The sequence below is a fragment of the Caballeronia udeis genome (assembly GCF_001544555.2).
Taxonomy (GTDB): Bacteria; Pseudomonadota; Gammaproteobacteria; order Burkholderiales; family Burkholderiaceae; genus Caballeronia; species Caballeronia udeis.
The window spans coordinates 1-24,133 of sequence record NZ_FCOK02000114.1; the positions used below are offsets into that span (position 1 = coordinate 1).

Here is a 24,133-nt window from a genome sequence, read left to right on the forward strand (position 1 = left end):
GGTTACAGCGGCCTTATCGCGCAAACATCGCCCGTGTCGCAATGATGGGGAAGGACAAATCCCAATGTTTATCGAGGCCTCAGAAGGAGGTGCACAATGAACGCCCCATTGCAATAGGCCTGATCTGGCGTTCTAGAGCATTGTTGTCCACGGGAAGCTGGGGATCATCGAGATATCGGGTGAGCGCTGCCCACCGCCGTAGACTGTAGTCGAGCGCCTTCGCTATGGACGAACCTTCGTTCACGCGCGCACGCTGCAGAACCATCCAGGCGTGCAGCGCTTCGGCTACGGGGCGCGCACATCGTTGGCGAAGTTCTAATCGATTTTCGGAGGAGAGATCACGCGCCTCGCGCTCGACATCGTACAGCTGGCTGATGTAGCGCAACGCATCTTCGGCAATCTGGCTTCGACTGGCGACATGCAAGTCATAGAACTTACGGCGCGCGTGGGCAAGGCAACCAACTTCGGTCACGCCTTGGGCGAACAACTGCTTATAACCCGCGAAGTCATCGCACACCAAGTGGCCGCGCCATGGATCGAGGAACGCTCGCGCATGCTCGCCGGCGCGGCTCTCGGCGAAGTCGTAGACGACCGCCTTCATTGGTTCGAATGCCCCCGGGCAATAAGTCCAGAGATAAGCGCGTTGGGTCTTCCCCTTTCCCGGACTGAGCATCGAGATCGGTGTCTCGTCAGCGTGCAACACGCGATGCTTCAGGATCTTCTCTTTCAGCGCGTCAACTAACGGCTGCAGTTGAACGCCACACATGCCAACCCATTGGCCCAGTGTCGATTGGGGAATCGCCAGGCCGGCGCGCGCGAAGATGCGTTCTTGTCTGTACAACGGAAGGTGATCACCGTGTTTCGACACGAGCACGTGTGCCAGCAGGCCGGCAGTCGGAATGCCCTTATCAATGACATGCGCTGGCACCGGCGCTTGGGTCAGGGTCTCGCAGTGGCCGCACACCCATTTGCCACGAACGTGACGCTCGACGGTGAACACGCCTGGCGTGTAATCAAGCTTCTCGCTGACATCCTCGCCAATCCGCCTGAGTTCGCATCCGCAGCCGCAGAGGGTCGACTGCGGCTCATGATGAACATTGACACGCGGAAGGTTTGCCGGCAGCGGCGTTCGGCGTGGTTTGTTCGGTGCATCTTTCGCCTTTGGCTGCGGGGACAGCCTCTCTAACTCGAGTTCGATGGCGGCCAAGTCGGCATCGATTGTTTCATCGAGCAGGCTTTGCTGCTCGTGACCGAGCTTCTCGCTTCGGGCAGCAAACTTCCAGCGCTTGAGTACTGCCATCTCGTGCGTAAGTTGCGCGAGCTTCGCGTCGCTAAATCGTAGTGCCGCTTCCGTGCGATCGACGATGTGTTGTTGCGCCTGAACTTCGGACATCAATTCCAGAGCGAGCGCACGCAGTTCGTCTGCGTTCATGTCCTGGAGTTGTGCCTTATCGATCATGACCAATAGTGTGCCAAAGCCCGTGCGACAAGGGTATTGGCACACGCACCGATTGTCGCGGGCCGGCTTACACGACGCGAATTACGCCGTCTTGGCCGATACGTTGCCACGGCAATCCGAGCACCAGTCCAGCCAGTTGCTCCTGCGTGATCGCCCGACGCGTGTCGGTGCCGGGCTGCGGCCAGGCGAACTGTCCCTGGTTTAGCCGCCTCGCTGCCAACCAGATTCCGATTCCGTCGTGGACAAGCACCTTCAGGCGGCTAGCTCGGCGGTTCGTGAAGAGATAAGCGTGGTGAGGATGCGCCGCGTCGAACACGGCGACTACCCGCGCCAGCACCGTGTCGAACCCTGCACGCATGTCCAGCGGGTCAACTGCGAGCCACGCCTCGTCGATGCGGATCATTTCAGCCACTCGCGTAACCACGCTGCGCACTGGGCCGCGTCGGATGTCGGCCAACTGACCGTGATTGATTGTTGGCCGCGCCGCACCTCGACGCGAATTTCTCTCGGATGATTTGTGTCGCTTAGTTGAAGTGGGACGAAAGTAGGTGGTATGGGCGCCGCCGCTGACGGCTTCATTGCTACGACGTCACTGACCGTCGTCGTTGCGCCGCTCTCTGCTTTCTCCAACCAACGCCGCAGCAAGTTGGCGTTCAGTTTATGCATCAACGCAATCGCGGCAACCGACACACCGAGTCCTTGGCAGGCAGCCACTACTTCTGCTTTGAATTCATCCGTGTATCGCCGCCGTTTGCGGCGCCCCGAGGGTGCATCTTGGTCAATAGTGTTCACGTGTCCGCCTATTCGTTAAGTGGACACGATGCTCCCAAGGCTGCTGCGTCGATTCAAGATGCCATCACCGGGCGCTTACGGCCGATCGCCGCCGTTAGCGCATCTTTATGCGCGAGGCGCGTTGCTGCATCTCACGAATCCCAAGGCGATCCTCGTCTGGATATCGATTGCAGCACTGGCATCATCGACCACAGGAAACGCTCATCCGGTCGCTATGGTTCCCGGCTGTCTCGTCATCGGAATAACGGTCTTCGGTGGTTACGCCCTAGTTTTCTCGACGGCGACAGCTCGCCGCTTGTACGCCCGAATTCGCCGGGTTTTGGAAGCGTGCCTTGCCATCGTATTTGCGCTCGCCGGAATCAGGCTTCTAGCATCGCGCGTCTAAAACGCGTTGTCCGAATGGCTGTTTCCGAGGCAATCCAGAGGCCGCTTTGGGTGGCATGCTGCCGATCGCGGTAGCTGTTCGCTGCCAAACGCGTGTTTGCTCAGAGGTGGAGGGCGATGGAGAAGTTGGCCCCCTGCCATATTTGGCTTGCAGTCCAGAAGAAGGTGAATGTAAGAGACGACCCCGCTTGGACTGCTTGAGTGGGCAGGTCGACGTAGTAGATGGCGACCGCGGTGGCGGCGGCTGTCGTGTCCTGCCATGTGTTCCAGTTATCGATCGACCAGCGCAGACGGAAAGGTGCGTCCAGAGGAATGCGAACTGTCTTGCCCGCCGCCATTGACGGTAACTGACGATCGAAGTTCCAGACCTCGAGCGTGCTCGTAGCGCGCGGAGTCCCGCCCGGCGTCGGCTGGTAGCGGTTAGCGACTACATCCAGCCGGTCGAAGACACGATTATCCGAAAAGGATCGAACAAGCTTGATATATTCGGCGTGCGCCCATGCAAGGGGCATGGCAGAGCCGGTCGGTCCTCCGGTGACGAACGGCGTGTTCGGCAGATTAGGCATATCCCACACTTGCTCCGGAAGCAAACCGCGCGAGCCAGCGAACGCCTCAAGAGACTGGATGTAGGGTTTGGGGTCGTTGCCAGCGGCCAGTTCGTAGTGGCCGCGTTCGCCGGTGAGCAATGGCCAGGGGCGGCCTACACCGAAGGAGCAGCCAACGTACCAGTCCTGACCAAGATCCCCCTGACCATAACCGTCGTGGTTGTACCGGTAGAAACCAGGCCCCTGCGGCAGGCCTTTCCTGATGATCGCATCGACAACCTTGACGGAATTGACGATGACAGGATCGTCCGCGCCGCGCACGCCATATCGCACCAGTTCCAGAAAGCCCGCGTCTACGACGTCTCGTGCGTTGTACGTCTGATTCCAAAGGGTCACCGGGACAACGTTGGGATCTTCCGGAAAATCGAAGTCTCTTGCGCCGCCCTTGACGTGCGTCGGTAAAATCCGGACGTAGTGTTGCGAAACGTCTGGCAGTAGTGCGCCTTGTGTGGTGACGCACCATGCCTCGAGATGCGCCTCAAGGAAGTCAGCGTATTCGAGCAGAAAATTGAGCCGTAGTTGGGTCCGCCCATTTATCGGCGGCGCAAACTAGCGCTGCTATGTTTGATGCGAGAGTCGAAGGCGAATAACCTTCGAGCTCTTCCCATCGCTCCTGCTGGGTCATCGGGCCATTTATGATCAGCGCCCTGGCGGCAGCCAGCACCATCCCCGTCGGGTCGAACTGTTGGAGCAAACCGGCCTCGCTCAGGTGATAGGCCAAGATGACAGGAAACGAATATTCATCAAGCTGCGAGCAGTCCCCTGGCCACGGCTCTCCGTCGATGAAGAACTTCTGGTGGAAGCTGCCATCCGCCGACTGGGAGGAGGCCAGAAACATGAGCCCGCGCAACGGCGCATCTTCTTCGCCCGCGGCAAGAAGCGCGATTGCGCTCTGGCACATATCACGCGGCCAAACCATGTGATAGCCGCAAGCCAGGTCCGTGATCGTCTGCCCCCAAGGGATGCTTAACGAGGCCACTAGCGCTCCGTCAGCCGTCTTGTCTTCATGTGCGAGCAGGATGTTCCGGCTTTTATTGAAAAGCGAATCACCGTCGCCGGTGGTCCCTGGTTTCGGCACGAACGGCGTGGGAACTGCTGCTTTCCAGCCCTGGTTAAACGCCTGCAGATGGCTGTAAGTGAGAGCGGGTCCGTCAAAAGGATACGATAGCGCCTCGGAGATGGCGGTCAGCGCGTTGTTGGGGGAGGTCTGGGTTATCGGGGTTGCTTCATCGATGCAGAACGCCAGTGCCAGTACAAATTCATTTTGCCCAGGTGCGCGTTTGATCTCCGCCGTCAACGCGACGTATCCGCCTTTGGCCGAATCGTAATTCCAGACCGGCAACCGTTTGTTGGCGATGATATCGGTCCAGCCGTCGTTGATACCCACGAATCCGCAACTGGTCATCCCAAAGCCGCAGTCTGCTCCCAAGGCCAGCCAATAATTTGCGCGCGTAGCCACCAACCGATCCCCATTTTGGGTGCTTACGCGATAGGCAGCGTTTTCGGCTCCGTATCCCGCCATATGAGGCGCCAGAAGCGCATAGACGTGTAGCTTATCCAGGAAAGGTTGGGCTCCCTGCAGTGTCGTACGAACTAACAGGCAAGATGCACCCGGTTCAGCGATCACGTCCTGCACGACCGTGTAGGGCTGGCCGGTAGCCTGGGAAGTCAGCTGGAAGGACAGGGCTTTTGGCTCCGGAAATGTGCACTGGTATGTGAAATCCTTCTGCGTATCGTGAAAGAAGGTCAACCCGTCGGTGATGATGAGCTGAAGGTCACGTACTTGCGGGGTGTCAACGTCTGGAAAGTAAATTTCGGTGAGGACGCCCCCTGCGGTCGTGTACCACACCTGGCTGGATAGGGAGTGCGCGGTGCCGATGGCATCCTTGTCCGCGCGGCTCCAATTGAGCGGATTACCTGGCGCGCCGGGAGCCGAGTTGGATTGAAGCAAGTTTGCCATGGCGTTTCACCCCATTATTTCACTACCGTTATAGGGCGCAGAAATAGCGAATGCGAGCTTCTTTGACTGGAGGCGGCGTATGCTTTGCTCGTAATGACGCTTGGCGGGGCATGCAAGCCACACAGGCCAGCGTGCTTTACCGGGAAATGGGCATGAAGCTATGGCCGGGTTGACGTACGTTATCGGCATTGCCAGCCGCGAAGCGGAGGGTTTGCGACCGGTGCGGACTTCGCCCCCGTCGCACACGTCGAGGAGAAGGCCGACGCAGCCATTGGATCTCGAGGTTTCATAGGCGTGCTCGACTCGCTGATGGCCAACGTTGCCATGACCGCGACTTCGCGTACGTTTGCTTGTGCAGCCGCGATGCGAACCACGGCGAGCAAAGTCTCGGTTCATGTGGGACCGGAGCCGGCCATGAAGGGACGCTCGCCTTCATCCTCGCGGCGTCGCTGGAGCGGCGCCTTCGCTCTCTGAGAGCAGTCATTCAGCCACGCGGCTTTGTCTCCTCGGCGGGATGTGTGGGTAGGGAAACGCGGGCCTGGAACGGGATAGCACTCGAGCGGCAAACGTTGCTCCTCACATCGAGTAATCGAACTTTTGCCGAATTGCTTGGTTTAGCAAGGCGCCGCCATATGGCATCACGGCCATCTTCAAGCGCCAGGCGGACGGTGAATTGAAGCGGGCCCCGGCCTGAATGCGAAGCACCCGGTCCCGTCTCGCCGCATCATTTCACTGGATCTGCAGCAAATACCACTGCCGGCCGAACACCAAATAGTTCGTCGGCGGCCACCGGCCGTCGGTAGAGGTAGCCCTGACCGTAGGGAACCCCCAGCCTGCGCAGCACGTCGTGCTGCGCTTCCGTTTCGACACCTTCGGCGATCACCTGCATGCCATAGTGTCCTGCCACGGCGGCGATCCCTTCAATAAGGCTCGCACCGCCCTTGTCAACTTGCTCGATGAACTGCTTGTCGATCTTTACGAAATCGAACGGAAACGTCCCGAGCAGATCGAGGTTGCTGTGCTCCGTACCGAAGTCGTCAAGTGCGAAGCGCACACCATGTTCTCGCAGGGTCTCGAAGATCTTCCGAACACGGGGATGCCGAGCCAGCAGGAAACGCTCGGTGATTTCGAGCACGAGAATCGTCGATTCGGGCAGTCGTTTAGTGAGCGCCAGCACCTCCGACACGAACTCTTTGCGTTCAAGGTCCATCGGCGCTACGTTGACAGCTATCCGGAAAGGCGCGCTGTCGGTCGACCTCCGCATATCGGCCGTGGCCCGTTGCAGCACAAACCGGGTGACGTCGGCGAGAAGGCTGCTCGATTCAACCTCCGCCATGAAGACAGCGGGGCTGATCGGCCCCCAGCGAGGATGACTCCAGCGAAGCAAAGCTTCGGCGCCCACGATGCGGCGGGTCGCGATGTCGACGACCGGTTGATAAACCATGTAGAGCTGACCGGTTTTGAGCCCTTGCCGGACGGCGGACAGCAACAATCGTCGCGGCGCGAAGGCAAGCAGGTAGGCGGCGGCAATTAGAAGACTCAGCAGCACCCCGGTCCCGCAAAAGATCGCGCCGTACTTCCAGCGCATCTGCGACGCGAAAGCGGGAGATGCCGTCACCGTCACGGAGAAGGGGAACCTGGCCGATCCTACCTGCGTGCCGGAGCGCGGCGCCGCAGCGACACCGGCGGTGGAAAATACGTCATGTTCGTCAATCGCACCGGATCCGGTGACAGACAGCGTCACCTTGCTTGCGCCGTAGCGCAGGCCGTGCGCCAGAATATCTGCGACGTACGGGGCTTCGATGACATACAGCAGACCAGTGCCGTGTCCAGTCGAGAGAAAGACTGGCAGTACCGGGATGGCTGGCTGGTAAGGGGTGCCACGGATCAGGCTGATGCCGGGATCGCGTTGCGTGGTGGAGATGTAGGCCGACAACGGTACGTTCATCGGCCCCAACGCAGAGGAGCAATAGAGGCGTCCATTCTCAACGAGGTTGACGCCGCGCACGTAGCGGACGTATGTCTTCAATTCGGCGAGCTGCTTCGCCACGGTTTCACAAGGCTGGCCCGGCAGCTGATCGAGCGGCTCGCGCTGACGCGACATCACATGACGCAGGATGCGCTCGACCGATTCGACCATGTCGCCGGCGACGAGTTGTTCGCGGAAGCGGATCGCACCGTCCGCGTAGTGCTCGCCGAACGCCACAGCGGACAGTATCACGCAGACACCGCCAATCACCGCACTCGCTCCCGCAAGATTGCGCGCGACGCCGCGTCCCCAGACCGGGCCACGATCGGGAAAGAAAGACCGGAATTGCCGAGCGAGTTTGAGCTTAAACACTTCGACCATATTGTGCGGACATCGAACGAGACGCAAGCGTCGCTCATTCATCATACTTGTTCTTCGCCGGCGAGTTAAGTGCCTATGCTGCGGCGGCCTGGGACGGTTTGCGGCGTCCGATTGCCCGATCAAAGGCCAGGAGAGGAAGCCCTGACGTGATTGAGCAGAGTCGCCTTGCCGGCGTCGAGATTTAATAGGGCCGTTTCGCAAAGCCGCATGGCGCCTAGGCGCTGCTATCCCCGTAAAATGCAACGAAATCAAGGGGACCCCAAGTTATGAGTATTTCCTGATGCGCCACGCGAGGATTGTGGCGCCACCCCCGCTAGCGAGAAATGCCGCAAGACGGCTGATGCTGAGCGCTCGGCCATAAAAGAATCCCTGACCGAATTCAGCTTGCGTCGCGCGCACGGCAGCGTGCTGCACTGCCGTTTCCACCCCCTCCACCACGACCACCGCATCCAGACGATGCGCCATGCTGATAATCGATTCGAAGTGACGCGATCGCTCGTAGGGGGTGAGCTCGAAGATGGCCCGGTCTATCTTGAACATCTCGAAGTCCGATTGTGAATGCCAGCGAAGGTCAGTGAAAGACGGACCGATTCCCGAGAGTGCGAACTGCACGCCTAGTGCGCGCGCACTTGTCATGACTCGCGCCAGTTGTGGTCCCGTTTCCGTGACGTCGCCTTTATCGAGTTCGAGTATCACCGTGGGCTCGCTGGCAGGAATCGCATCGCGAAGATCTTCCATGAACCCGGGGCTCAGCAGTTGCGCCGCGGACATGTTGATGCCCACATAAAGCGACTTCGATTCCGGAATCGCGCTTATCTCACGCGTAGCGGTCGACATCACGAACTGCGTCAACCGCCCGATCAGACTGCTTTTCTCGATGAATGGCATGTAGTGGTCGGGGCCCAGCGAGCCGAATGCCACGTTATCCCATCGCAGCAACGCCTCGACGCCCACGCATCTGCCTTGTCTCAAGCTCACCACGGGTTGATATTCGAGATGAAACTCGCGACGTCTGAGTCCAGTTCGTGCTGCGCGTATCAGCGCTATGTCGTAGCGGTTCCAGCGTTTGCACAGTAGCCATCCCACGGCAGCAACGAGCGCAAGCAGAAGCGGCCAGAGCAGACGACTCCGGATGCGCACCAGCGCATTGGACCCCGCTGTTATGGAGGGCGTGGCGAACGCGGTGCGCTCAGCTGGCGGGGCTTCTTCCTGGCTAACCGCCGACGAAGGATGGGCATTGCATGGCGGGCTGGTCGAGCAAGGGCTGTGATCCGCTGTCGGCCTGTCTTCGGCGAATTCAACTGGCCGGTCCTCTGGCCGGTCCGCTACAGGGGCGACAGCGTTCTCATTGTTGCCGGGCGACCATCCGGAGTCGGAAGAGTCGAGGCGGCGCTCTAGCGTGAAGAGAAAGGTCTGCGAGGGCGCGCTCCATTCGAGCCTTGCAAGCAGCGGTTCACTAGCACTGCTTACCGCGTTTTCGCTGCCCTCGGCGAATGCGTCGCGCAGCGAATCGCAGACACGGTTGAGGGGAAATACCGGACTCGCGTCAGGACCGGCGAGCGAGGCCGGAATCAGGGAAAGCGAGATCGGAAGTGCGCACGCCGCGCCAAATCGGACGGATGTCTCGACTGCCGGCGCGGGTTCGCCGAACGTTTTCGGCAGCAGGCCGGTGATGCCGGAATAACTGTGTTCGGCATTGCTGTCGGTGTAAGAGCCCGCGCCGGCGTCCGCTTGTGCGAGCGATAACCTTGCGGCGGTCAGCATAAGTATCACTGTCCAGCGAATGAAATCGAAACACCGCGGCTCGACTGGGCGACGCTTCGAATGTTTCCCTATAAGACCCAACGACATCGATGTCTCATTCTTCGCAAGTTACCTGGGTCCAGAACGGTCGAAACGCGCCCGCGCTCGATGAGCGCGGGTGAACTCTCCGGGTAAATCCGGTGGTTTGAACGGAAGCGCACTTTGCCAGTGAACGGCACGCAGTGACAGGGGCAGATTCGCGCAAAAAAGACGTATCAGAAGTCTTCGAGAAAGCGGCCCCGGCGAGCGTTGACAACGGGTTGCATCAGGTAGAGCCTATCGATTAAGTCATGGTGCAGCCCGTCTTGCATGGGAGCCGAAGATGAAACGTTATGAGCGGCTGGCCTCGCAAATCGGCGACCTGATAAAGCGCGGCGACCTGCCGCCGGGCACGCGCATCCCCGCGGTTCGCGCTGCGTGCGACGCTTATGGCGTCAGTCCATCCACCGTGTTTCGCGCGTATTACTTGCTCGAAAGCAAGGGCTTGATCGTGGCGCGGCCACGCTCGGGCTATTTCGTCTCGGCGGCCGCTCCTGGCGCGCCCCTGCATGGAGCAGCCTCGACGCCGAATGAAGCGTCGAAATCCGTCAACATCAGTGAGCTCGTGTTCGAAGTACTCCACTCGATCAAGGACACACATACCGTGGCACTCGGCTCGGCATTCATGAGTCCCGCGGTCTTTCCGATGCAACGTCTTGGAAAGTCGTGCGCATCCGTCAATCGTTCGACTGATCTCGCAAAAATGGTGGCCGCGCTGCCGCCTGGCGATGACGCATTGCGTCGTCAGATAGCACTGCGCTACCTGATGGCCGGGATGGTGGTTCATGTCGATGAAATCATCATCACGAGTGGCGCACTCGATGCGTTGACGCTGAGCCTTCAGGTTCTTACTCGCGCAGGCGATGAAATCGTCATCGAAAAGCCTACCTTTTATGCGGCGCTCCAGGCGATCCAGCGGCTTCAATTGAAGGTTGTGGAAATCCCTGTCCACTCTGTGGAAGGTCACGACATCGAGGCGCTCGCGCAGGCGCTCGACCACCATCCGATCCGCGCGTGCTGGTTCATGACCGCGTTTCAGAACCCGACAGGCGCGACGCTCTCCGACGCAAAAAAGCAAGCGCTGGTCGCCTTGCTCGCGAAGTACGAAGTACCGCTTATCGAAGACGATGTGTACAGCGAGCTGCGTTTTGGACCGGTGCCGAACCGCCCGGCGAAATTTTTCGACCAGCGCGGACTCGTGCTGCATTGCGGTTCGTTCGCGAAGAGCCTCGCACCCGGTTACCGGATCGGCTGGGCGGCGGCGGGACGATTCGCGGAACAGCTCGAGCGCGCGAAGTGGATGACGACGCTATCAGCTAGCGTCCCGGCGCAACGCGCGATAGCCGACTACCTCGAGCATGGCGGCTACGACCGGTTCCTGCGCAAGCTTCGCCGCGATCTGGCGGCTCAGCAGGCGGCCATGCTGGGCGCCATCGACCGGTATTTTCCCGCGCACAGCATGGCGACGCGGCCAGACGGCGGTTACTTCACGTGGGTAGAGCTGCCGCGCCAGGTCGATTCGCTACGCCTGTTCGAAGCGGCGCTTGAGCGGGGGATCAGCTTCGCGCCCGGGCCGATATTTTCTGCCAGCGGTGAATTTCGCCACCACATCCGGTTGAACTACGGGTATCCGTGGTCCCCGGAAATTGAGCGCGCGATGGCAACCCTCGGCGAGCTCGCTCAGGACGAGGAGCTTGTATCTGCGAGCCTCGCCGGACCCGCCCAGCCGTTCTAGCGGCCGGACGATGCGGCAGCCGAGGGCGCGTTCAGCGCGGGAATCTCCTGCATGACGAAAGGTCCTTTACCTGCCTGCTTGGCGCGATACATCGCATCATCCGCGGCCCTCAACAGGACTTCGCTCGACAGCGTCGCGCTCGGTTCGGGCACGAGGACGCCAATGCTGGCCGACAACTGGATGACCCTTCCGTCAATTCGCATCGGCTGGCCGAGAGTTTCCAAAATGACTTGTGCAATGCCCGCGATCGCGTGTTTATCCGCCCCGCTGCCGGTGAGCAGGACGGTGAACTCATCGCCGGCAAGACGCGCGACCACATCGCTGTCACGCACGCAGTGGCGAATGCGCGCCGCGACTTCGACCAGCACTCTGTCGCCGGATAGATGCCCGTAGGCGTCGTTAACTGCCTTCAAGCCGTCGAGGTCGATGAACATCACGGCGGCGAGACAGTCACGGGACTCGCGCAACGCAGTATCGAGCTTCGACAGGAACGCACGCCGGTTGTGGAGCCCGGTCAGCGCGTCATGAAAGGCGAGATCCCGGAGGCGACAGGGCCTGCCGCTCGGTTACGTCCTGCACAAGCAGGTAGTAGCCGCGGGCGGAGCGTCCTTGAATGTGGCTCGGGACCAGCAGTCCGCGCAACACGCGCCGGGCTCCGTTGATGGTAGCGCTGATCTCATACTCGACGCGCTCTCCCGCGAGCGCGCGCTGCACGTACGGCTCGATGGTCGCCACATAGTCGGGGTCGAGCAATTCACGCGCGGTGCGTCCGAGGATTGTTTCGGGATCCAGCCCGAACCAGTCTTGACGTGCACTGCCTCCACGTACCGGGTCAACGTGCCGGGCGATCCCCTGGGCTCGTCTGAAGCACGCAGGGGCAACGCCGCCCCGGCAATGCTACTGAGTCAGCGCGGCTTTTTCGGTTCCCAGCAGCGCACGAATATCCTCGGCAGACGTCCGTACCGACGCGAAATCGTCGAACGCCCGCTCCGCCACGGGAATGATTTGTCACTCGATGAAGGCGGCGCCTTCCTTGGCTCTTGCTTCCGGAAGCTTTAACGCACACTCCCATTCAAGAACCGCCCAGCCCGGTCAGCATCTCGACCTTTCCATCGCCCAGCGAGATCGGGTACCGGCAGAAACCAGGGCACTTTGGCCCGCATAACCTGCATGAGAACCGGCCGGGCAGCTTTGTCGGTTCGCGGCTGATCTTTGCGACTTATCAGAACGCGGGAGTACGGGTATTCGACGTGAGCGATCCGTACCGACCAGTCGAAGTCGGGGCGTTTGTACCGCCGCAGCCGGCACAACTGATGGATCATTGTCCAGATCGGCCGAACGTGATTCAGTCTTCCGATGTATTCGTCGATGCCGAAGCGCTGGTGTATTCGACCGACTACAACGGGGCTCTACATTCTTGAGTTTCAGGGTTAAGCCGGTTTCCCATCCAGGCACTTAAATGCAGTCTGCCCGCGAGAGCGTCTCTCACCGAGTACGTAGGCAGTTCATCGCATTTGTCGGCGCTTATCCGGATTAGCGACTAGACTTAAAGCATCGTCGGCGCATGCTCACGCAAGAGGAGCCATGCGCCATTCAGTGATGATCCGGACGTGCGACCGAGCGAGGCACAACGATGCCGAAGACCGTTCAAACCGCTGCGCAGATCCGCGACGAACTGCAGAAGCGCATGGCTAACATTGCCGCTGACGCGCCGGGAGTTTTGCGCGTCCGCATGCCGCTACCAGAGCGGCATCCGCGGGATGCATCCGGCCGCAACTGGAACATAGTGCCGCTCAATGATCCCGGCGCAGATTACGTCCATCATGTCCAGAGGGTGATCGAAGACATGCGTACTGAGTTCGTGCTTCCAGATTGACGCCTGGGTGCGAAACCGGAGCGGCTCATGCAAACGCACGTGTTTGAACATCGAGGCTACGAGATCGTGGTGCAGCCGGAGCAGAACGCGTACAACGCGTGGCAGGCGAAAGTGAGTGTGCGTCATGTCGATAGCACCGTGGCCGAGTTCCGTCCGGAGACGGTTCAGCCTGAATGGCTGACGCAGGAGGAGGCGGTGCGCGATGGCATCGAATGGGGCACGCGTTTTGTCGATCACGCGCTGAAAGAGTCGCACAACCGGATGTGATGGAACGATCAGCGGAAACCGGACAAAACCCGGCAGGATCGCGAAAGACACCGTTCTGCGATGGATTTACGATGCACGGATACGGCCAACCGTCGTTACGTCGTTATGCCGACGCGGCTGCCTGCTTGTGACGTGCGTGAAACGAAACACACTCCTGAACGTCTTCAAAGGTGGATGCCATGTCTGTCGTCAGGATCTATGGACGCATGGGCAGCGCTAACGGATACGTGATACGCGACTTCCTGCATCGCAGCGACATACCGTTTGAATGGATCGAACTGGGCAGCGATAAAGAAGCGAAGGAACTGGCGCACGTGCAGCATCTTTCCGATTCGCGCTTGCCGGTCTGCATCTTCCATGACGGCACGCGGCTCGAATGTCCCACCATCCGGCAAATTACCGAGAAGCTCGGCTGGTTCGCGAGTCCATCCCGCGAGGCCTACGATCTGGCGATTTACGGCGCAGGACCGGCGGGATTGAGCGCGGCGGTGTACGGCGCATCGGAAGGGCTGCATACCGTACTGGTGGAGCGTTGGGCACTGGGCGGCCAGGCAGGCAGCAGTTCGAAAATAGAGAACTATCTGGGCTTTCCGGAGGGCACGAGCGGCGCGGACCTGGCAGAACGGGCGCGCGTCCAGGCCATCAAGTTCGGCGCGGAGATCCTGCTGGCGCGCGCCGGCGTGCGCGCGGAGTTTCCGCCCGGCAACGGTATCGTGTATCTGGAGGATGGCACACGTATTACGGCGCGCACGTCAATCTGTGCGACAGGCGTGGCATATCGCACGCTGGGCCTGGAAGGTGAAGAGCGCTTTTTCGGCGCGGGCCTTTATTACGGCGCCGGCGCGAGTGAAGCTGCGCTGATCCATGGCGAAGACGTCTATGTGGTGGGCGGCGGCAATTCGGCGGGACAGGCCGCCATGCATTTTTCGCAGTCCGCCGACCGCGTCTATTTGCTCGTGCGTGACCCATCGCTTAAGAACACGTTGTCCCAATACCTGGCGGATCGCATCACGTCGGCGCCGAACATTGAAATGTGCCCGTGCACCGAAGTCACTGCGCTCGCAGGCAGTGATGTGTTGCAGGAAATCACGCTGACCGATGTTCACACCGGCCGGCAACGCACGGTCATGACGAGTTGGCTATTCGTCTGCATTGGCGGCGTGCCGCAGACTGAATGGGCGCAGGGGGTTGGCATTGTCCGCGATGAAGGCGGCTATCTCGTGACCGGTCCCGACCTGCAGGAATATCGGTCGGACCTGAAATGGCCGCTCGAACGCGCGCCGCTGCATCTGGAGACCTGCGTGCCTGGCGTATTCGCAGCGGGCGACGTGCGTCACGGGTCGATCAAGCGTGTGGCGTCGGCAGTCGGCGAGGGCGCAATGGCTGTCGCGCTGGTGCATCGCTATCTGAATAGCGCATGAGGGTAAGCGCTGCCTTGATGCGCGCAGCTATCCGAGGAGTACGATCATGACCCGTGGTTGCACGCACCTGGGCGAGGCTCGCATTCTCCACACGCCCATCGGCTATTGTGAGGACTGCGTGAAGCTTGGCCAACCCTGGGTACATTTGAGGCTTTGTCTTTCGTGCGGACACGTCGGCTGTTGCGATTCGTCGCCCAACCGGCATGCAAGCAAGCATTTTCACGCGACCGGCCATCCTCTGGTGCGATCAATAGAACCCGGCGAGACGTGGATCTGGTGCTATCGCGATGAGATCGTCGTAGGTGAAATCGGCTTGTGACGGCACGCCGCCTGTACGTGCGGACGGCGTGTCTTCAGGCATGCCAGCGTCACGTATGCGCGGGCTCCTGCGTCGGCGCCTCGCGGGGCGCTTCTGTGGGCGCTGCGCCCTTTTGCACACGCACAGAGTGCGTACCCGGGTCGTAGGTCATGGTCACCTTGTCGCCGTCGTGCACGTCGCCCCGCAGCAGCGCATCGGCTAGTTGCGATTCCACTTCCGCCCGGATCTTGCGCTTGAGCATCCGTGCGCCGAACTCGGGGTCATAGCCGATTTCCGCGAGATGTTCGCGCAGCGAATCCTCGAATGACAACTCAATGTTTTGCCCGGCCGCGGTGCGCTGCACGCGCGCGAGTTGCAGATCGACAATGCTGCGAATCTGCTCCTTGCCGAGCGCATGGAACACGACTACTTCATCGACCCGGTTCAGGAATTCTGGCCTGAAGTGATGCCGCAATACTTCCATCAGACGATCGCGCAGCTCGGGGTAGCCGAGCTGCTTCTTGTCGGAGCGCATGTTGTCCTGGATCATCTGCGAACCAATATTGCTCGTCGCGATGATGATCGTATTCGTGAAATCGACGAGACGTCCCTTGCCGTCGGTGAGACGGCCTTCGTCGAAGAGCTGCAGCAGGATGTTGTGCACGTCCGAATGCGCCTTCTCGATCTCGTCGAGCAACACCACGCTATACGGGCGGCGACGCACCCGCTCGGTCAACTGGCCGCCTTCGTCATAGCCGACATAACCCGGAGGCGCGCCCACCAGCCGCGCGACGGTATGCCGCTCGGCGTACTCGCTCATGTCAATGCGCACCAGCGCATTCTCGTCGCCGAACACCGAGGCGGCGAGCGCTTTGGCAAGTTCGGTCTTGCCCACGCCAGTCGGTCCGAGAAAGAGGAAGCTCGCGGTCGGCTTACCGCCTTCGGTGAGACCGGCGCGTGAGAGCCGGACCGCCTTCGCGACGGCGCTGACCGCCTCGTCCTGGCCGACCACGCGTTCCTTCAGGCGGTCCTCGAGACGCAGGAGCTTCTCGCGGTCCTCGGCGGTGAGTTCGGACACCGGCACGCCGGTAAGCGACGCCACGATCTGCGCGATGTCCTCCGCGGTCACCTCTTGCGAACTGGTGCCGCGTTCCTTCTTCCAGACCTCGGTCTCATCGTTGAGGCGCTTCTGTTCGGAGACGAGCTTGTCTTCCAGTTGCTTCGCCTTGTCGAACTGCTTGGCGGCGCTCGCCGCGTCCTGTTCCTGGCGCGTGCGTCGGATGGTCGCCTCGATGTCGTGCAGTTGCGACGGCCGGGAATTCGACGAGATGCGCACGCGAGCGGCTGCCTGGTCAAGCAGGTCAATGGCTTTGTCCGGCAGGAAGCGCGCGGCGATATAGCGGTCCGACAGCTTCGCCGCGGCCGCGATGGCCTCTTCGGTGATCTTCACCTTGTGATGCGCTTCAAGGCGGTCGCGCAGTCCGCGCAGGATTTCGATGGTTTCCGCTACGCTCGGCTCGGGCACGTTCACCGGCTGGAAGCGCCGCTCGAGCGCCGAGTCCTTCTCGATGTACTTTTGGTATTCGTTGAGCGTCGTGGCGCCCACGAGATGCAGTTCGCCGCGTGCGAGCGCCGGCTTGAACACGTTGCCGATGTCGAGCCCGCCTTCGCCGCCGCCCTGGCCGGCACCGACGATCGTATGCAGTTCATCGATGAAGATGATCAGCCTGTCCTGGTTCTCCACGATCTCGTCGAGAACCTGCTTCACGCGCTCTTCGAACTCCCCACGATACTTGGCCCCCGCCACTACGCTGTTGATATTCAACTCGACGACGCGCTTGCCGCGCAACACTTCCGGCACCTGGTCCTGGGCGATGCGCTGCGCGAGTCCTTCTACGATCGCCGTCTTGCCAACGCCCGGTTCGCCGATCAGCACCGGGTTGTTCTTGCGCCGACGCGCAAGAACTTCGATAGTCGTTTCGATTTCCTTGTCGCGGCCGATCACCGGATCGAGCTTGCCGCGCCGCGCGAGATCGCTGAGATCCCGCGCGTACTTGTCGAGCGTCGGGGTGGTGGAGCGGCCCTCGACGGTGCCTTCCTCGGCGCCCTTGCCGACCACCTTGACCGTCTTCTGCCGGAGAGCATGCGACGACAGGCCGTACTTGCGCAGCAACTCGCCCGCGAAGCCATCTTCCTCTTCGAGAAGCCCGACCAGGATATGCTCCGGTCCGACGTAGCTGTGGCCGAGTTCCCTCGACGCGGTGAGCGCGTTCTCCAGCGCGCTTTTCGCCCGCGGCGATACGCCGATGCGTTCTTCGTCCGTCTTCCCGGCGCGGGTGCCGCGCGGTGCGTTTTGATCGATGTTCTTCTTGATCTCTTCGGGATCGAGCTTGAATTCGCGAAAGATCTCCTGAACCACGTTGTTGTCGGCGAGTGCGAGCAGCAGGTGCTCCGTATCGACTTCAGACTTGCCAAAATCGACGGCCTTTTGCGCGGCCGCCTGCAAGCGGTCCAGGCCGCTTTCGCTCAGGAACGTCTGCAGGTCGACGGCTTCACGCGCTCGGCGATGCCTGCGCGGCCGGCCGCCGGCCCGGCCCGGGCCTTCCCCTGCGCTCTCGCGCGTCGTCTCGTCCGGTTGGCCGAGAGGTTGCCAGCCGCCGCGCCTGCCTTCGAGCGGCGACCACATATCGTCGAAGAGACTTTCGAACAGACCGCCGTGAAAGAGCGATTCCAGCGGCGAGAGGCTGGACTGCCTGCGCGCCATGAACTGCATGTAGTGCTCGTCGCACAGCGTCAACAGACGGCGCTGGCCGTTCTCGGTGATCGTGATCTGCGAGGTCGCCGGTTTTCCGCAAACGCTGCAAGTGGCCATGATGTTGTCCGTTGGGTGGGCAGGGGAGGACAGGGAAGCTGACGCGCTGTTTCACGATGTCGCCGCGCGCATCGCGCTATTTGATCTCGAGTCGGCGCTTCGCTGCGGGCTCATTGGCCGCCTTGGGCACCCGCACGGTGAGCACGCCGTTCTCAAAATTTGCCTCGGCGTGTTCGAGATCGACGCCGGACGGAAGCGGAATCGTCCGCTGGAACTGTCCAAACGCCCGCTCCACCCGGTAGCAGCCCTTCTCATCGCTCTTCGATTCGATACGCTTCTCGCCAGTCAGCACCAGCATGTCGTCGACGACTTCGAGCTCCACGTCCTCGCGCGACAGTCCCGGCAACTCGACCACGATGCGCAGCGCGTCGCCGTCATCGATCACGTCGAGGCGCGGCTGAAAGCGGCTGGAGCTGAAGTCGCCGAACCAGTTGCTAAGCGGCCCTATCCCGCCGAACGGATCGCGTATCAGGTCGGTGAGAAGGTGCAGGGGATCGGGCAGCGGCCAGCGCGCCGTATCGAACGATGCCGGCCATGCGGGCGAGGGCGCATCCGGGGTCGACGGCGAGGGGGCCTGCTGTGAGGCTGCCGGCGCGACGTTCAGTTTCGCGCCCGCACCCTTTTCCTCAGGGCTCTTGCGCAGGAAACGGAAGGGGTTCCACTTATCGAGGTCCAATAGCATCGCTATGCTCCTTGTTCCGATGAGCCGCCAGAGCGGCCAGGATCTTCAGTGACTCGTACCGCGGCGTTCGCGGCTGATGTCAGCCGTTGATGTCAGCTCTTGGCATATTCGAACTCCGGCAGTTTTTTAAGCGCGTCCTGGTTTGCGCCGGCCAGGATTGCCTTCGGCGCCATCTGTTTGAACTGCTGAATGGGAATGGCGACGCGGTGCGCGGCCATCCCGAGAAAGCCGCCTACGTCGATAATCGCGGCGGAGAGCGAGCCATCCGGTGCAACGATCAGGTCGTCGACACGGCCGATCTTTTCGTTCTTTTCGTTGTAGACATCGGTGTGGATCATTTGCGATGCGCGCCAACCCGTTGCGACCAGTTGCGCTTCGGTGACCGTCACGCCGAGCGTCGCCTTGCCGGCGATTGGTGCATCCTGCGCGATCGCGCCGCCGGCCACGAAGCTAGCAGCAGATAGCCCAAGCACGATTGTCGACAGCCTTGCGGCCGATGCGAGGATAGTCTTCATGACGTTCTCCAGAATGCACAACGGGAAACGTGGACGCCGGACACGGGATGGGTTCACGAATTGGGCTCAAGAATGCAGCGGCGTCTTTTGCTCGTCGGGAAGGACGGCGTCGCGCCCGTTCCGTGCGGCGAGGCTGACGACAAACAGAAGCGAGCCGGTCACGATCGCGTAGGTGCTGATCATCCAGACGAGGGCGAGCGCTCCAGCACCCGGGGCGAGCAGCACGAAGATGCCAAATAGCACCGACAGGATGCCGATGACGAACAGCAGCCACTCTGTGCGTCCACGCCTCTTCAGCCGGATGCCGGTGACGACATCGAGCACTCCGGTGACGATCGCGTTCGCGCCCATCACGGCGATCAGCACGAGCGCCGTGACGCCCGGCGCCGCGACGGCGATCAGGCCCGCGGCGATCGTGCACAGTCCGAGCAGCAACGGGATCCACCAGTCCTTGCGGATCGAACGATGGCGTATCGCTGCGCTGACCGCCGCGATGCCTCCGATGAGTGCATACGCCGCGAACATCCCGACGAGAAGCAGCAGCGTGAGGCCAGGCCACAAGAGCGCGAGGAGACCGAACAGGATTCCCGCGGCGCCGCGCAGCGTGAGCATCCACCATGCGCGTCCGAGCAGTTCGTCCATCGTTGGGCTCCTCGGTTGGATCGCCGGCATCCGGCTGATACAGCGCGCGTCATGTCTATGCGGCTCATATCGTCAAGCCTACATCTGCCACGCGCGCGCTTCTTTCGAGTTCCTGCCCAAAGGTGTCGGATTTCTGTGTTTGTTGTTCACACACCGATTTAGTCGCCAGCGGATCAGCGGATCAGCGGATCGTCGGGCGGTGGTGCGCGACGCGGAAAGCGCGGGGCGTGCAGCCCGCATATCGATGAAACACCTCGGTGAAATGCTGCTGCGTCTGAAAGCCCGCGCGTGCAGCGACATCGATCAGCGGGAGGCTTCCTTCCGACAGCATCGACTGCGCTAATCTCAATCTTACGGTTGTCAGGTAGAAGTGCGGCGGATGCCCCGTTGCGTTCTTGAAAGCCCGCGCGAAATGCGACGAGCTCATGTGCACGAGCGCGGCGAGATGCTCGATCTGGATGTTCTCCGCGATGTGCTCGCGTATGAAGTGCTCCACGACACTCAGCTTTGGCTGCGTGAGACTCGTACCCGCATCGCACCTATCGGCGTTGTGTCCGTACCGGAGCGCTAGATGGAGTGCGAATACGTCGGCGAACGCGGTGAGGCACATAGGGTCCGGGCTTCTGCCGACGTGCAACGCGGTGAGCGTGACAGCCGCTTCGCGCAGGAAAGGGTCCCACGCTGTGAACCAGCATGGGATATCGCACGTCGTGGTGCCGAGCGCCTTTCGAGCGGTTTCCCTGAGCTTGGCCAAATTGAGCGCCACGACAAGGCCGCACGGATCGTCGTCATTGTCGAGCTCGACGCTGGCCCATGCCGGCACGATCGCGATGAACGGCGCACTGACGCTGATATGCCGACAGGGGCGCGCATTGCCGCCGACGTCGCTCGCATGTGCGGTGGACCGGTCCGCCGGGATGACACACAAGATCCATCGTGCCGACTGTACGGCACAATCCGTGCAAGCCACGCCGATCGAGTGGCAGCGAAGATCTTGCACGTGTGAAGAACGTGGTATTTGCTCCATGGGGCGGGTTCGCTAAGGCCGGACTGGAAGTCGTGGTCACCGAATTCTAGTGTTCAGTTTTCGTCTAGGTAAGCTTGCTTTGTTATATGCATATCGAAGCGCTGCACTACCGCCGGCAGAATGCAGCTTCAGCCAGATGCACGCGGGGCGCAGAGGCCGTACGTCGAAATCGGCCTGGTTCATAATGGACTGTTTTCGGACATATCATCGGCCAGAGCCGGCGTTGGCGTGCTCGTCCCAGTCTTCGCGAATGTCGGCTTCAGGGGCCTTAGTTGAACTGGCGCTATCGGCCAACAAGAGCCGTTGACGAACTGGCGTCGAGCGTCGGGAATCAGTTGGCGGATTCAACCGGTGGATGCCGTACCAAGGCAGCTCTCGCATGCGAAAGACCGTCAATGGACAGAGCCGCGATCCAGAATTTGGTGGTTCTGACCAGTGGATGCAGGAGTCGAGTACCGCCGGTCACCAACAGGCACAGAGACCAACCAACAAGGGACAATCGATTAGGTCCATCGCATGAGCGGAGCTCGGCGTCTACTCTATTTTGGCGAGCCCTCCGCGTGTGCTGGTCCGGCAAGACTCTACGATCCACTCGGGTTCACTGGATTGGAGGAACTGAGCCGATCTTTTGAGAAAGCAGGCGCTCGTAGACGCCAAAGTTTAGGTCGACCTCAGTTTGCTCGACCGTGTTGACAGTCACCGTTATCTGCTCGGGCAGCAAACCGAGCACAGTGGCGATGGCAACTTCGAGTTGGGCTGCACAGCGCCGGTCTTCCGACATCGTGGTTCCCACGAAAATGTCATACGCCTTGTCTGGGTCGCGATAAATTACTTCCACAAGCCTCGCCCGCGCGCTCATGTTGTTTTCGATGGCTATACGCGCGAGGTCAGCCACGGTATGCATGGTGTCGGTAGGAAACCCCCGGGTTGCATGCAGACGGACCCGGTGCTTTCCTAAGGTCTTCCATTCAGTTTCGAAATCCACGGTAGGCTCCCGTTAGCTTCTCGGTCAAAGCGGCGCCCGCCATGACGTCCTCAATCGGCGGGCGCCTCTCGGCATTCAGCCAACACTGACTTCGATGCGGCGCGGCCGTGCTTCCTCTCGACGCGGAATGCTGAGCTTAAGCACGCCGTCGTTGAGGTTGGCATCGATCTTCGATATATCGAAGTCCGCGCTCAATGAAAATGCCCGGGCAAAGCGCGGCTCACGAATCTCCGCGTGATGCAGGCGCAGACCGTCGGGCGTATCGATCGAGGCCTCGCCTTCGATGAAGAGATTGCCGTCCTGCACATGGACGTTCAACCTGTCCCGCGAAACGCCCGGGAGATCAGCCCACAAAGTGATGCCATGGGCATCCTCGTAAATATCGACAGCCGGAGCGATTGTGGGACCCTTTTGTGCCTGTGTGTCGCCGTGACGGGCGACCGCGCCGACATTGCGTTCTGCAAGCTGAGTCTGGGTGCTCATGATGCTCTCCTCGAATATTTGAAAAGTTGGTCATTGGATCGCGATCGTGCGCGGGCGGGACGTCTCTCGCTTGCCGATGCTGATCGTCAGGCAACCATTCGCGTAGCGCGCCTTGACGTTGTCCGGATCAGCGTCGCGGGGTAATTCGATTGCGCGACGGAATGTACCCACGAAGCGCTCTTGTGCATAAGAACGTCCTTCGGACGGGGGCTCGACACGCGCACGCTCGCCGCTGATGGTCAGCAAGCCCTTGTCCACGGTCAGTTCCAGTTTGGCTGGATCGATACCCGGGGCAAACGCGACAATTTCTACGGAGTCGTCCGTGCTCCCGAGGTTAATTTGCGGAAAGGTGCTAAGGCGCGACGCCCGGATGCTTGACGGCAAGCCACTGAACAACGACGACATCTGGCGCTGAAAGCGATCTACCTCATCAAGCAGGCTGGTACTAAAAAGAAGGTCACTCATGGCTGCTATCTCCCATATTGCGGCAGGAGACGAACCGGCATACGCGCTCCAGTTCGTCTGCCATGCCTCTGACAAACCAATCGAAACACGCAGCGCGAAAACCGCGACTGCTTACGGAATGGAAAATAGGAGATCGTCGAAAATTTTCAAGGGGCCCCGATGAAATTTTTTTCCTCTCCATTTCGGGCGTCAATTTCTTCCTTTCCACGTGCTGGTGCGTCTCTTGCCCGGACGGGCATGCGTTAGAAGGGCAGGTGTGAATCGGCTTCTGCCGCCTGACGGACAGGCCCAAGACGACGATTTAGGCGCCCTTAGGGGAATGCTGCCAACTGGCCGCTTGGCTGTAGGATCCGGTTTCGTTGCTAATCGCGTCCTTTTTTACCGGATTTTCTTGCACAGTTCTCGGCGCTGGTCATGAAGAACACGACGCTAAATAAGGAGCACAGCTTGGCCGACACCGAAAAACTTCAGCTCGTTCTGCGTTCGTCGGTCAACGACGACCCTTTTGCGGGACAGAACAGTCAATATGTACGCGACTTTAAGCAATTCATGGCGGTTGTGGAGTCACAGGGCGGCAGGATTGTGCCTCCCCGACTCACGATGGACAGCGCCGAGATCCAGGCCGTGCTGGAGTTTGTCCAGCCGCTGACCCATGATGCCCTCAAGATTCTCGGGGCCGCCCTAGTCGCGTGGGTTCACGGGCGAGCTGGCCGTTGCTGATCTTACCAAGCTGCCTCCTGAACTTGCTTATACAGCTACGTCAAAGTTTGACAGCACGGTTGACTACGTGCTGCCAGGTACTGCTACGCTAGCTGACCTCGACAACAGCGGTACGCCTTATCTGATCACCGGCACGTATGCAAACGGCACATATTTGTCACATCAAAATGCGCTATTCATCTACAAGCTCGTGAACGGTGTGTATCAGAAATATGCGACGCTGCCTATTCCCACTGCTTACGCAGACACACTTTATTCTGCAGGGCAAAGGGGATCGCACTTGGGCGTGTCTAGCATTGTTGCTGGAGACTTTGAAGGCACTGGGCATCCTGATATTGCTGCGCTGTGGGAAGGGTCTGGTATCACGCGGCTCCAGGTTGTTCATAACGACGGCGCGGGTAACTTCACTGACATTACTCCCAGCAACCCAGTACTTGACATTGTCAACTCCAAAGGGAACGTGGTCGCTGGTGTAACTAACCTGCACGCTTCGGATGTTGATGGTGACGGCAAGGATGAGCTGTTGCTGCAAACGTATGACGCGGCCGCATTGCAGAGTATGTACCGAACAAGCTGGAGCCCTGTCATGCACATGGTTAGCGGTAGCATGGTGTTCGAGAACATCTTTGGTGGTGCTGACGTGAATGGTGCAGCTACGCAATTGTGGGTTACGGTTACGGCGGTTGTCAACGTACTTGTCGTGTCACTTCAAGCAAACTGCTTTAGTTCTTCCGGCTGCATGCGCTCCGGATT

Annotated in this window: 23 protein-coding genes and 3 pseudogenes; 8 read left to right on the forward strand and 18 right to left on the reverse strand. The window is 60.5% G+C overall.

Going from position 1 to position 24,133, the window contains the following annotated elements:
* Positions 1 to 97: 97 nt before the first annotated feature.
* The 3 genes and pseudogenes from tnpC to tnpA all read right to left on the reverse strand — a co-directional run.
* Positions 98 to 1,459, reverse strand: a pseudogene (gene tnpC, locus AWB69_RS42095) (IS66 family transposase); the annotation flags it as partial.
* 67 nt (positions 1,460 to 1,526) lie between these two features.
* Complete coding sequence (tnpB, locus tag AWB69_RS42100) at positions 1,527 to 1,862, reverse strand: IS66 family insertion sequence element accessory protein TnpB (protein WP_062092690.1); 336 nt, start codon at positions 1,860 to 1,862, stop codon at positions 1,527 to 1,529.
* A complete protein-coding gene (gene tnpA, locus AWB69_RS42105) occupies positions 1,859 to 2,251 on the reverse strand; it encodes an IS66-like element accessory protein TnpA (protein WP_062092691.1) in 393 nt (130 codons plus the stop codon). The genes tnpB and tnpA overlap by 4 nt, the downstream gene beginning before the upstream one ends.
* A 94-nt stretch (positions 2,252 to 2,345) precedes the next feature.
* Here tnpA and AWB69_RS42110 point away from each other — a divergent pair.
* A pseudogene (locus AWB69_RS42110) lies at positions 2,346 to 2,636 on the forward strand (LysE family transporter); the annotation flags it as partial.
* Positions 2,637 to 2,736: 100 nt separating this feature from the next.
* On the opposite strand, the gene AWB69_RS49025 reads toward AWB69_RS42110, so the two are convergent.
* The 4 genes from AWB69_RS49025 to AWB69_RS42125 form a co-directional block, all read right to left on the reverse strand.
* A complete protein-coding gene (locus AWB69_RS49025) occupies positions 2,737 to 3,576 on the reverse strand; it encodes a glycoside hydrolase family 15 protein (protein WP_197500456.1) in 840 nt (279 codons plus the stop codon).
* Positions 3,577 to 3,727: 151 nt separating this feature from the next.
* Positions 3,728 to 5,200 (reverse strand): glycoside hydrolase family 15 protein, encoded by a 1,473-nt coding sequence (locus tag AWB69_RS49030; RefSeq protein ID WP_197500457.1) that lies wholly within the window; start codon positions 5,198 to 5,200, stop codon positions 3,728 to 3,730.
* A gap of 724 nt (positions 5,201 to 5,924) precedes the next feature.
* Complete coding sequence (locus AWB69_RS42120; protein WP_082913831.1) at positions 5,925 to 7,550, reverse strand: EAL domain-containing protein; 1,626 nt, start codon at positions 7,548 to 7,550, stop codon at positions 5,925 to 5,927.
* A 264-nt stretch (positions 7,551 to 7,814) separates the two neighbouring features.
* Positions 7,815 to 9,314 (reverse strand): EAL domain-containing protein, encoded by a 1,500-nt coding sequence (locus AWB69_RS42125; RefSeq protein ID WP_062092692.1) that lies wholly within the window; start codon positions 9,312 to 9,314, stop codon positions 7,815 to 7,817.
* 361 nt (positions 9,315 to 9,675) lie between these two features.
* Here AWB69_RS42125 and AWB69_RS42130 point away from each other — a divergent pair, with 361 nt between their 5' ends.
* On the forward strand, positions 9,676 to 11,127 hold the full coding sequence (locus tag AWB69_RS42130; protein WP_062092693.1) for an aminotransferase-like domain-containing protein: 1,452 nt from the start codon (positions 9,676 to 9,678) through the stop codon (positions 11,125 to 11,127).
* Here the strand turns inward: AWB69_RS42130 and AWB69_RS42135 are convergent.
* The 3 genes and pseudogenes from AWB69_RS42135 to AWB69_RS50075 form a co-directional block, all read right to left on the reverse strand.
* Positions 11,124 to 11,645 (reverse strand): diguanylate cyclase domain-containing protein, encoded by a 522-nt coding sequence (locus tag AWB69_RS42135; RefSeq protein ID WP_082913833.1) that lies wholly within the window; start codon positions 11,643 to 11,645, stop codon positions 11,124 to 11,126. The genes AWB69_RS42130 and AWB69_RS42135 overlap by 4 nt on opposite strands.
* Positions 11,646 to 11,649: 4 nt before the next feature.
* Positions 11,650 to 11,880, reverse strand: a complete 231-nt coding sequence (locus AWB69_RS42140; protein ID WP_062092695.1) for a PAS domain-containing protein — start codon at positions 11,878 to 11,880, stop codon at positions 11,650 to 11,652.
* Between the two features lie 144 nt (positions 11,881 to 12,024).
* Positions 12,025 to 12,219, reverse strand: a pseudogene (locus AWB69_RS50075) (sugar phosphate isomerase/epimerase); the annotation flags it as partial.
* Positions 12,220 to 12,760: 541 nt separating this feature from the next.
* Between AWB69_RS50075 and AWB69_RS42150 the strand changes: the two are divergent.
* The 4 genes from AWB69_RS42150 (at position 12,761) to AWB69_RS46575 (ending at position 15,010) form a co-directional block, all read left to right on the forward strand.
* On the forward strand, positions 12,761 to 13,003 hold the full coding sequence (locus AWB69_RS42150; RefSeq protein WP_062092697.1) for a hypothetical protein: 243 nt from the start codon (positions 12,761 to 12,763) through the stop codon (positions 13,001 to 13,003).
* Between the two features lie 27 nt (positions 13,004 to 13,030).
* Positions 13,031 to 13,270 (forward strand): DUF6566 family protein, encoded by a 240-nt coding sequence (locus tag AWB69_RS42155; protein ID WP_062092698.1) that lies wholly within the window; start codon positions 13,031 to 13,033, stop codon positions 13,268 to 13,270.
* A gap of 179 nt (positions 13,271 to 13,449) precedes the next feature.
* Positions 13,450 to 14,691 carry an NAD(P)/FAD-dependent oxidoreductase gene (locus tag AWB69_RS42160; RefSeq protein WP_062092699.1) on the forward strand — a complete coding sequence of 414 codons (1,242 nt, stop codon included), beginning with the start codon at positions 13,450 to 13,452 and terminating at the stop codon, positions 14,689 to 14,691.
* A gap of 46 nt (positions 14,692 to 14,737) precedes the next feature.
* The gene (locus AWB69_RS46575) at positions 14,738 to 15,010 is read left to right on the forward strand and encodes a UBP-type zinc finger domain-containing protein (protein WP_075644090.1); all 273 of its coding nucleotides are present in this window, start codon (positions 14,738 to 14,740) and stop codon (positions 15,008 to 15,010) included.
* Positions 15,011 to 15,059: 49 nt separating this feature from the next.
* Here AWB69_RS46575 and AWB69_RS42165 read toward each other — a convergent pair whose 3' ends face one another.
* The 8 genes from AWB69_RS42165 to AWB69_RS42200 all read right to left on the reverse strand — a co-directional run bounded on the left by AWB69_RS42165 (position 15,060) and on the right by AWB69_RS42200 (position 22,660).
* Positions 15,060 to 17,861: an ATP-dependent Clp protease ATP-binding subunit gene (locus AWB69_RS42165; RefSeq protein WP_062092700.1), complete on the reverse strand. Its 2,802-nt coding sequence runs from the start codon at positions 17,859 to 17,861 to the stop codon at positions 15,060 to 15,062.
* A gap of 76 nt (positions 17,862 to 17,937) precedes the next feature.
* Positions 17,938 to 18,543 carry an Hsp20/alpha crystallin family protein gene (locus AWB69_RS42170; protein WP_062092701.1) on the reverse strand — a complete coding sequence of 202 codons (606 nt, stop codon included), beginning with the start codon at positions 18,541 to 18,543 and terminating at the stop codon, positions 17,938 to 17,940.
* Positions 18,544 to 18,635: 92 nt separating this feature from the next.
* A complete protein-coding gene (locus AWB69_RS42175) occupies positions 18,636 to 19,058 on the reverse strand; it encodes a PRC-barrel domain-containing protein (protein ID WP_062092702.1) in 423 nt (140 codons plus the stop codon).
* Positions 19,059 to 19,124: 66 nt separating this feature from the next.
* Positions 19,125 to 19,700, reverse strand: coding sequence for an HdeD family acid-resistance protein (locus tag AWB69_RS42180; protein WP_062092703.1), 576 nt, complete (start codon positions 19,698 to 19,700; stop codon positions 19,125 to 19,127).
* A gap of 181 nt (positions 19,701 to 19,881) precedes the next feature.
* Positions 19,882 to 20,628, reverse strand: coding sequence for a helix-turn-helix domain-containing protein (locus AWB69_RS42185; protein ID WP_231937427.1), 747 nt, complete (start codon positions 20,626 to 20,628; stop codon positions 19,882 to 19,884).
* A gap of 697 nt (positions 20,629 to 21,325) precedes the next feature.
* Positions 21,326 to 21,712, reverse strand: a complete 387-nt coding sequence (locus AWB69_RS42190) for a hypothetical protein (RefSeq protein WP_062092705.1) — start codon at positions 21,710 to 21,712, stop codon at positions 21,326 to 21,328.
* Positions 21,713 to 21,787: 75 nt separating this feature from the next.
* Entirely contained in the window at positions 21,788 to 22,195 is a 408-nt protein-coding gene (locus AWB69_RS42195; protein ID WP_062092706.1) for an Hsp20/alpha crystallin family protein, read from the reverse strand.
* Between the two features lie 30 nt (positions 22,196 to 22,225).
* Positions 22,226 to 22,660 carry an Hsp20/alpha crystallin family protein gene (locus tag AWB69_RS42200; RefSeq protein ID WP_062092707.1) on the reverse strand — a complete coding sequence of 145 codons (435 nt, stop codon included), beginning with the start codon at positions 22,658 to 22,660 and terminating at the stop codon, positions 22,226 to 22,228.
* Positions 22,661 to 23,074: 414 nt separating this feature from the next.
* On the opposite strand from AWB69_RS42200, the gene AWB69_RS42205 reads away from it, so the two are divergent.
* Together AWB69_RS42205 and AWB69_RS42210 are read left to right on the forward strand one after the other, a co-directional pair.
* Positions 23,075 to 23,380: a hypothetical protein gene (locus AWB69_RS42205; protein WP_062092708.1), complete on the forward strand. Its 306-nt coding sequence runs from the start codon at positions 23,075 to 23,077 to the stop codon at positions 23,378 to 23,380.
* 67 nt (positions 23,381 to 23,447) lie between these two features.
* Positions 23,448 to 24,133: FG-GAP repeat domain-containing protein (locus AWB69_RS42210; RefSeq protein ID WP_197500458.1), on the forward strand; the 686-nt coding region annotated here is incomplete at its 3' end.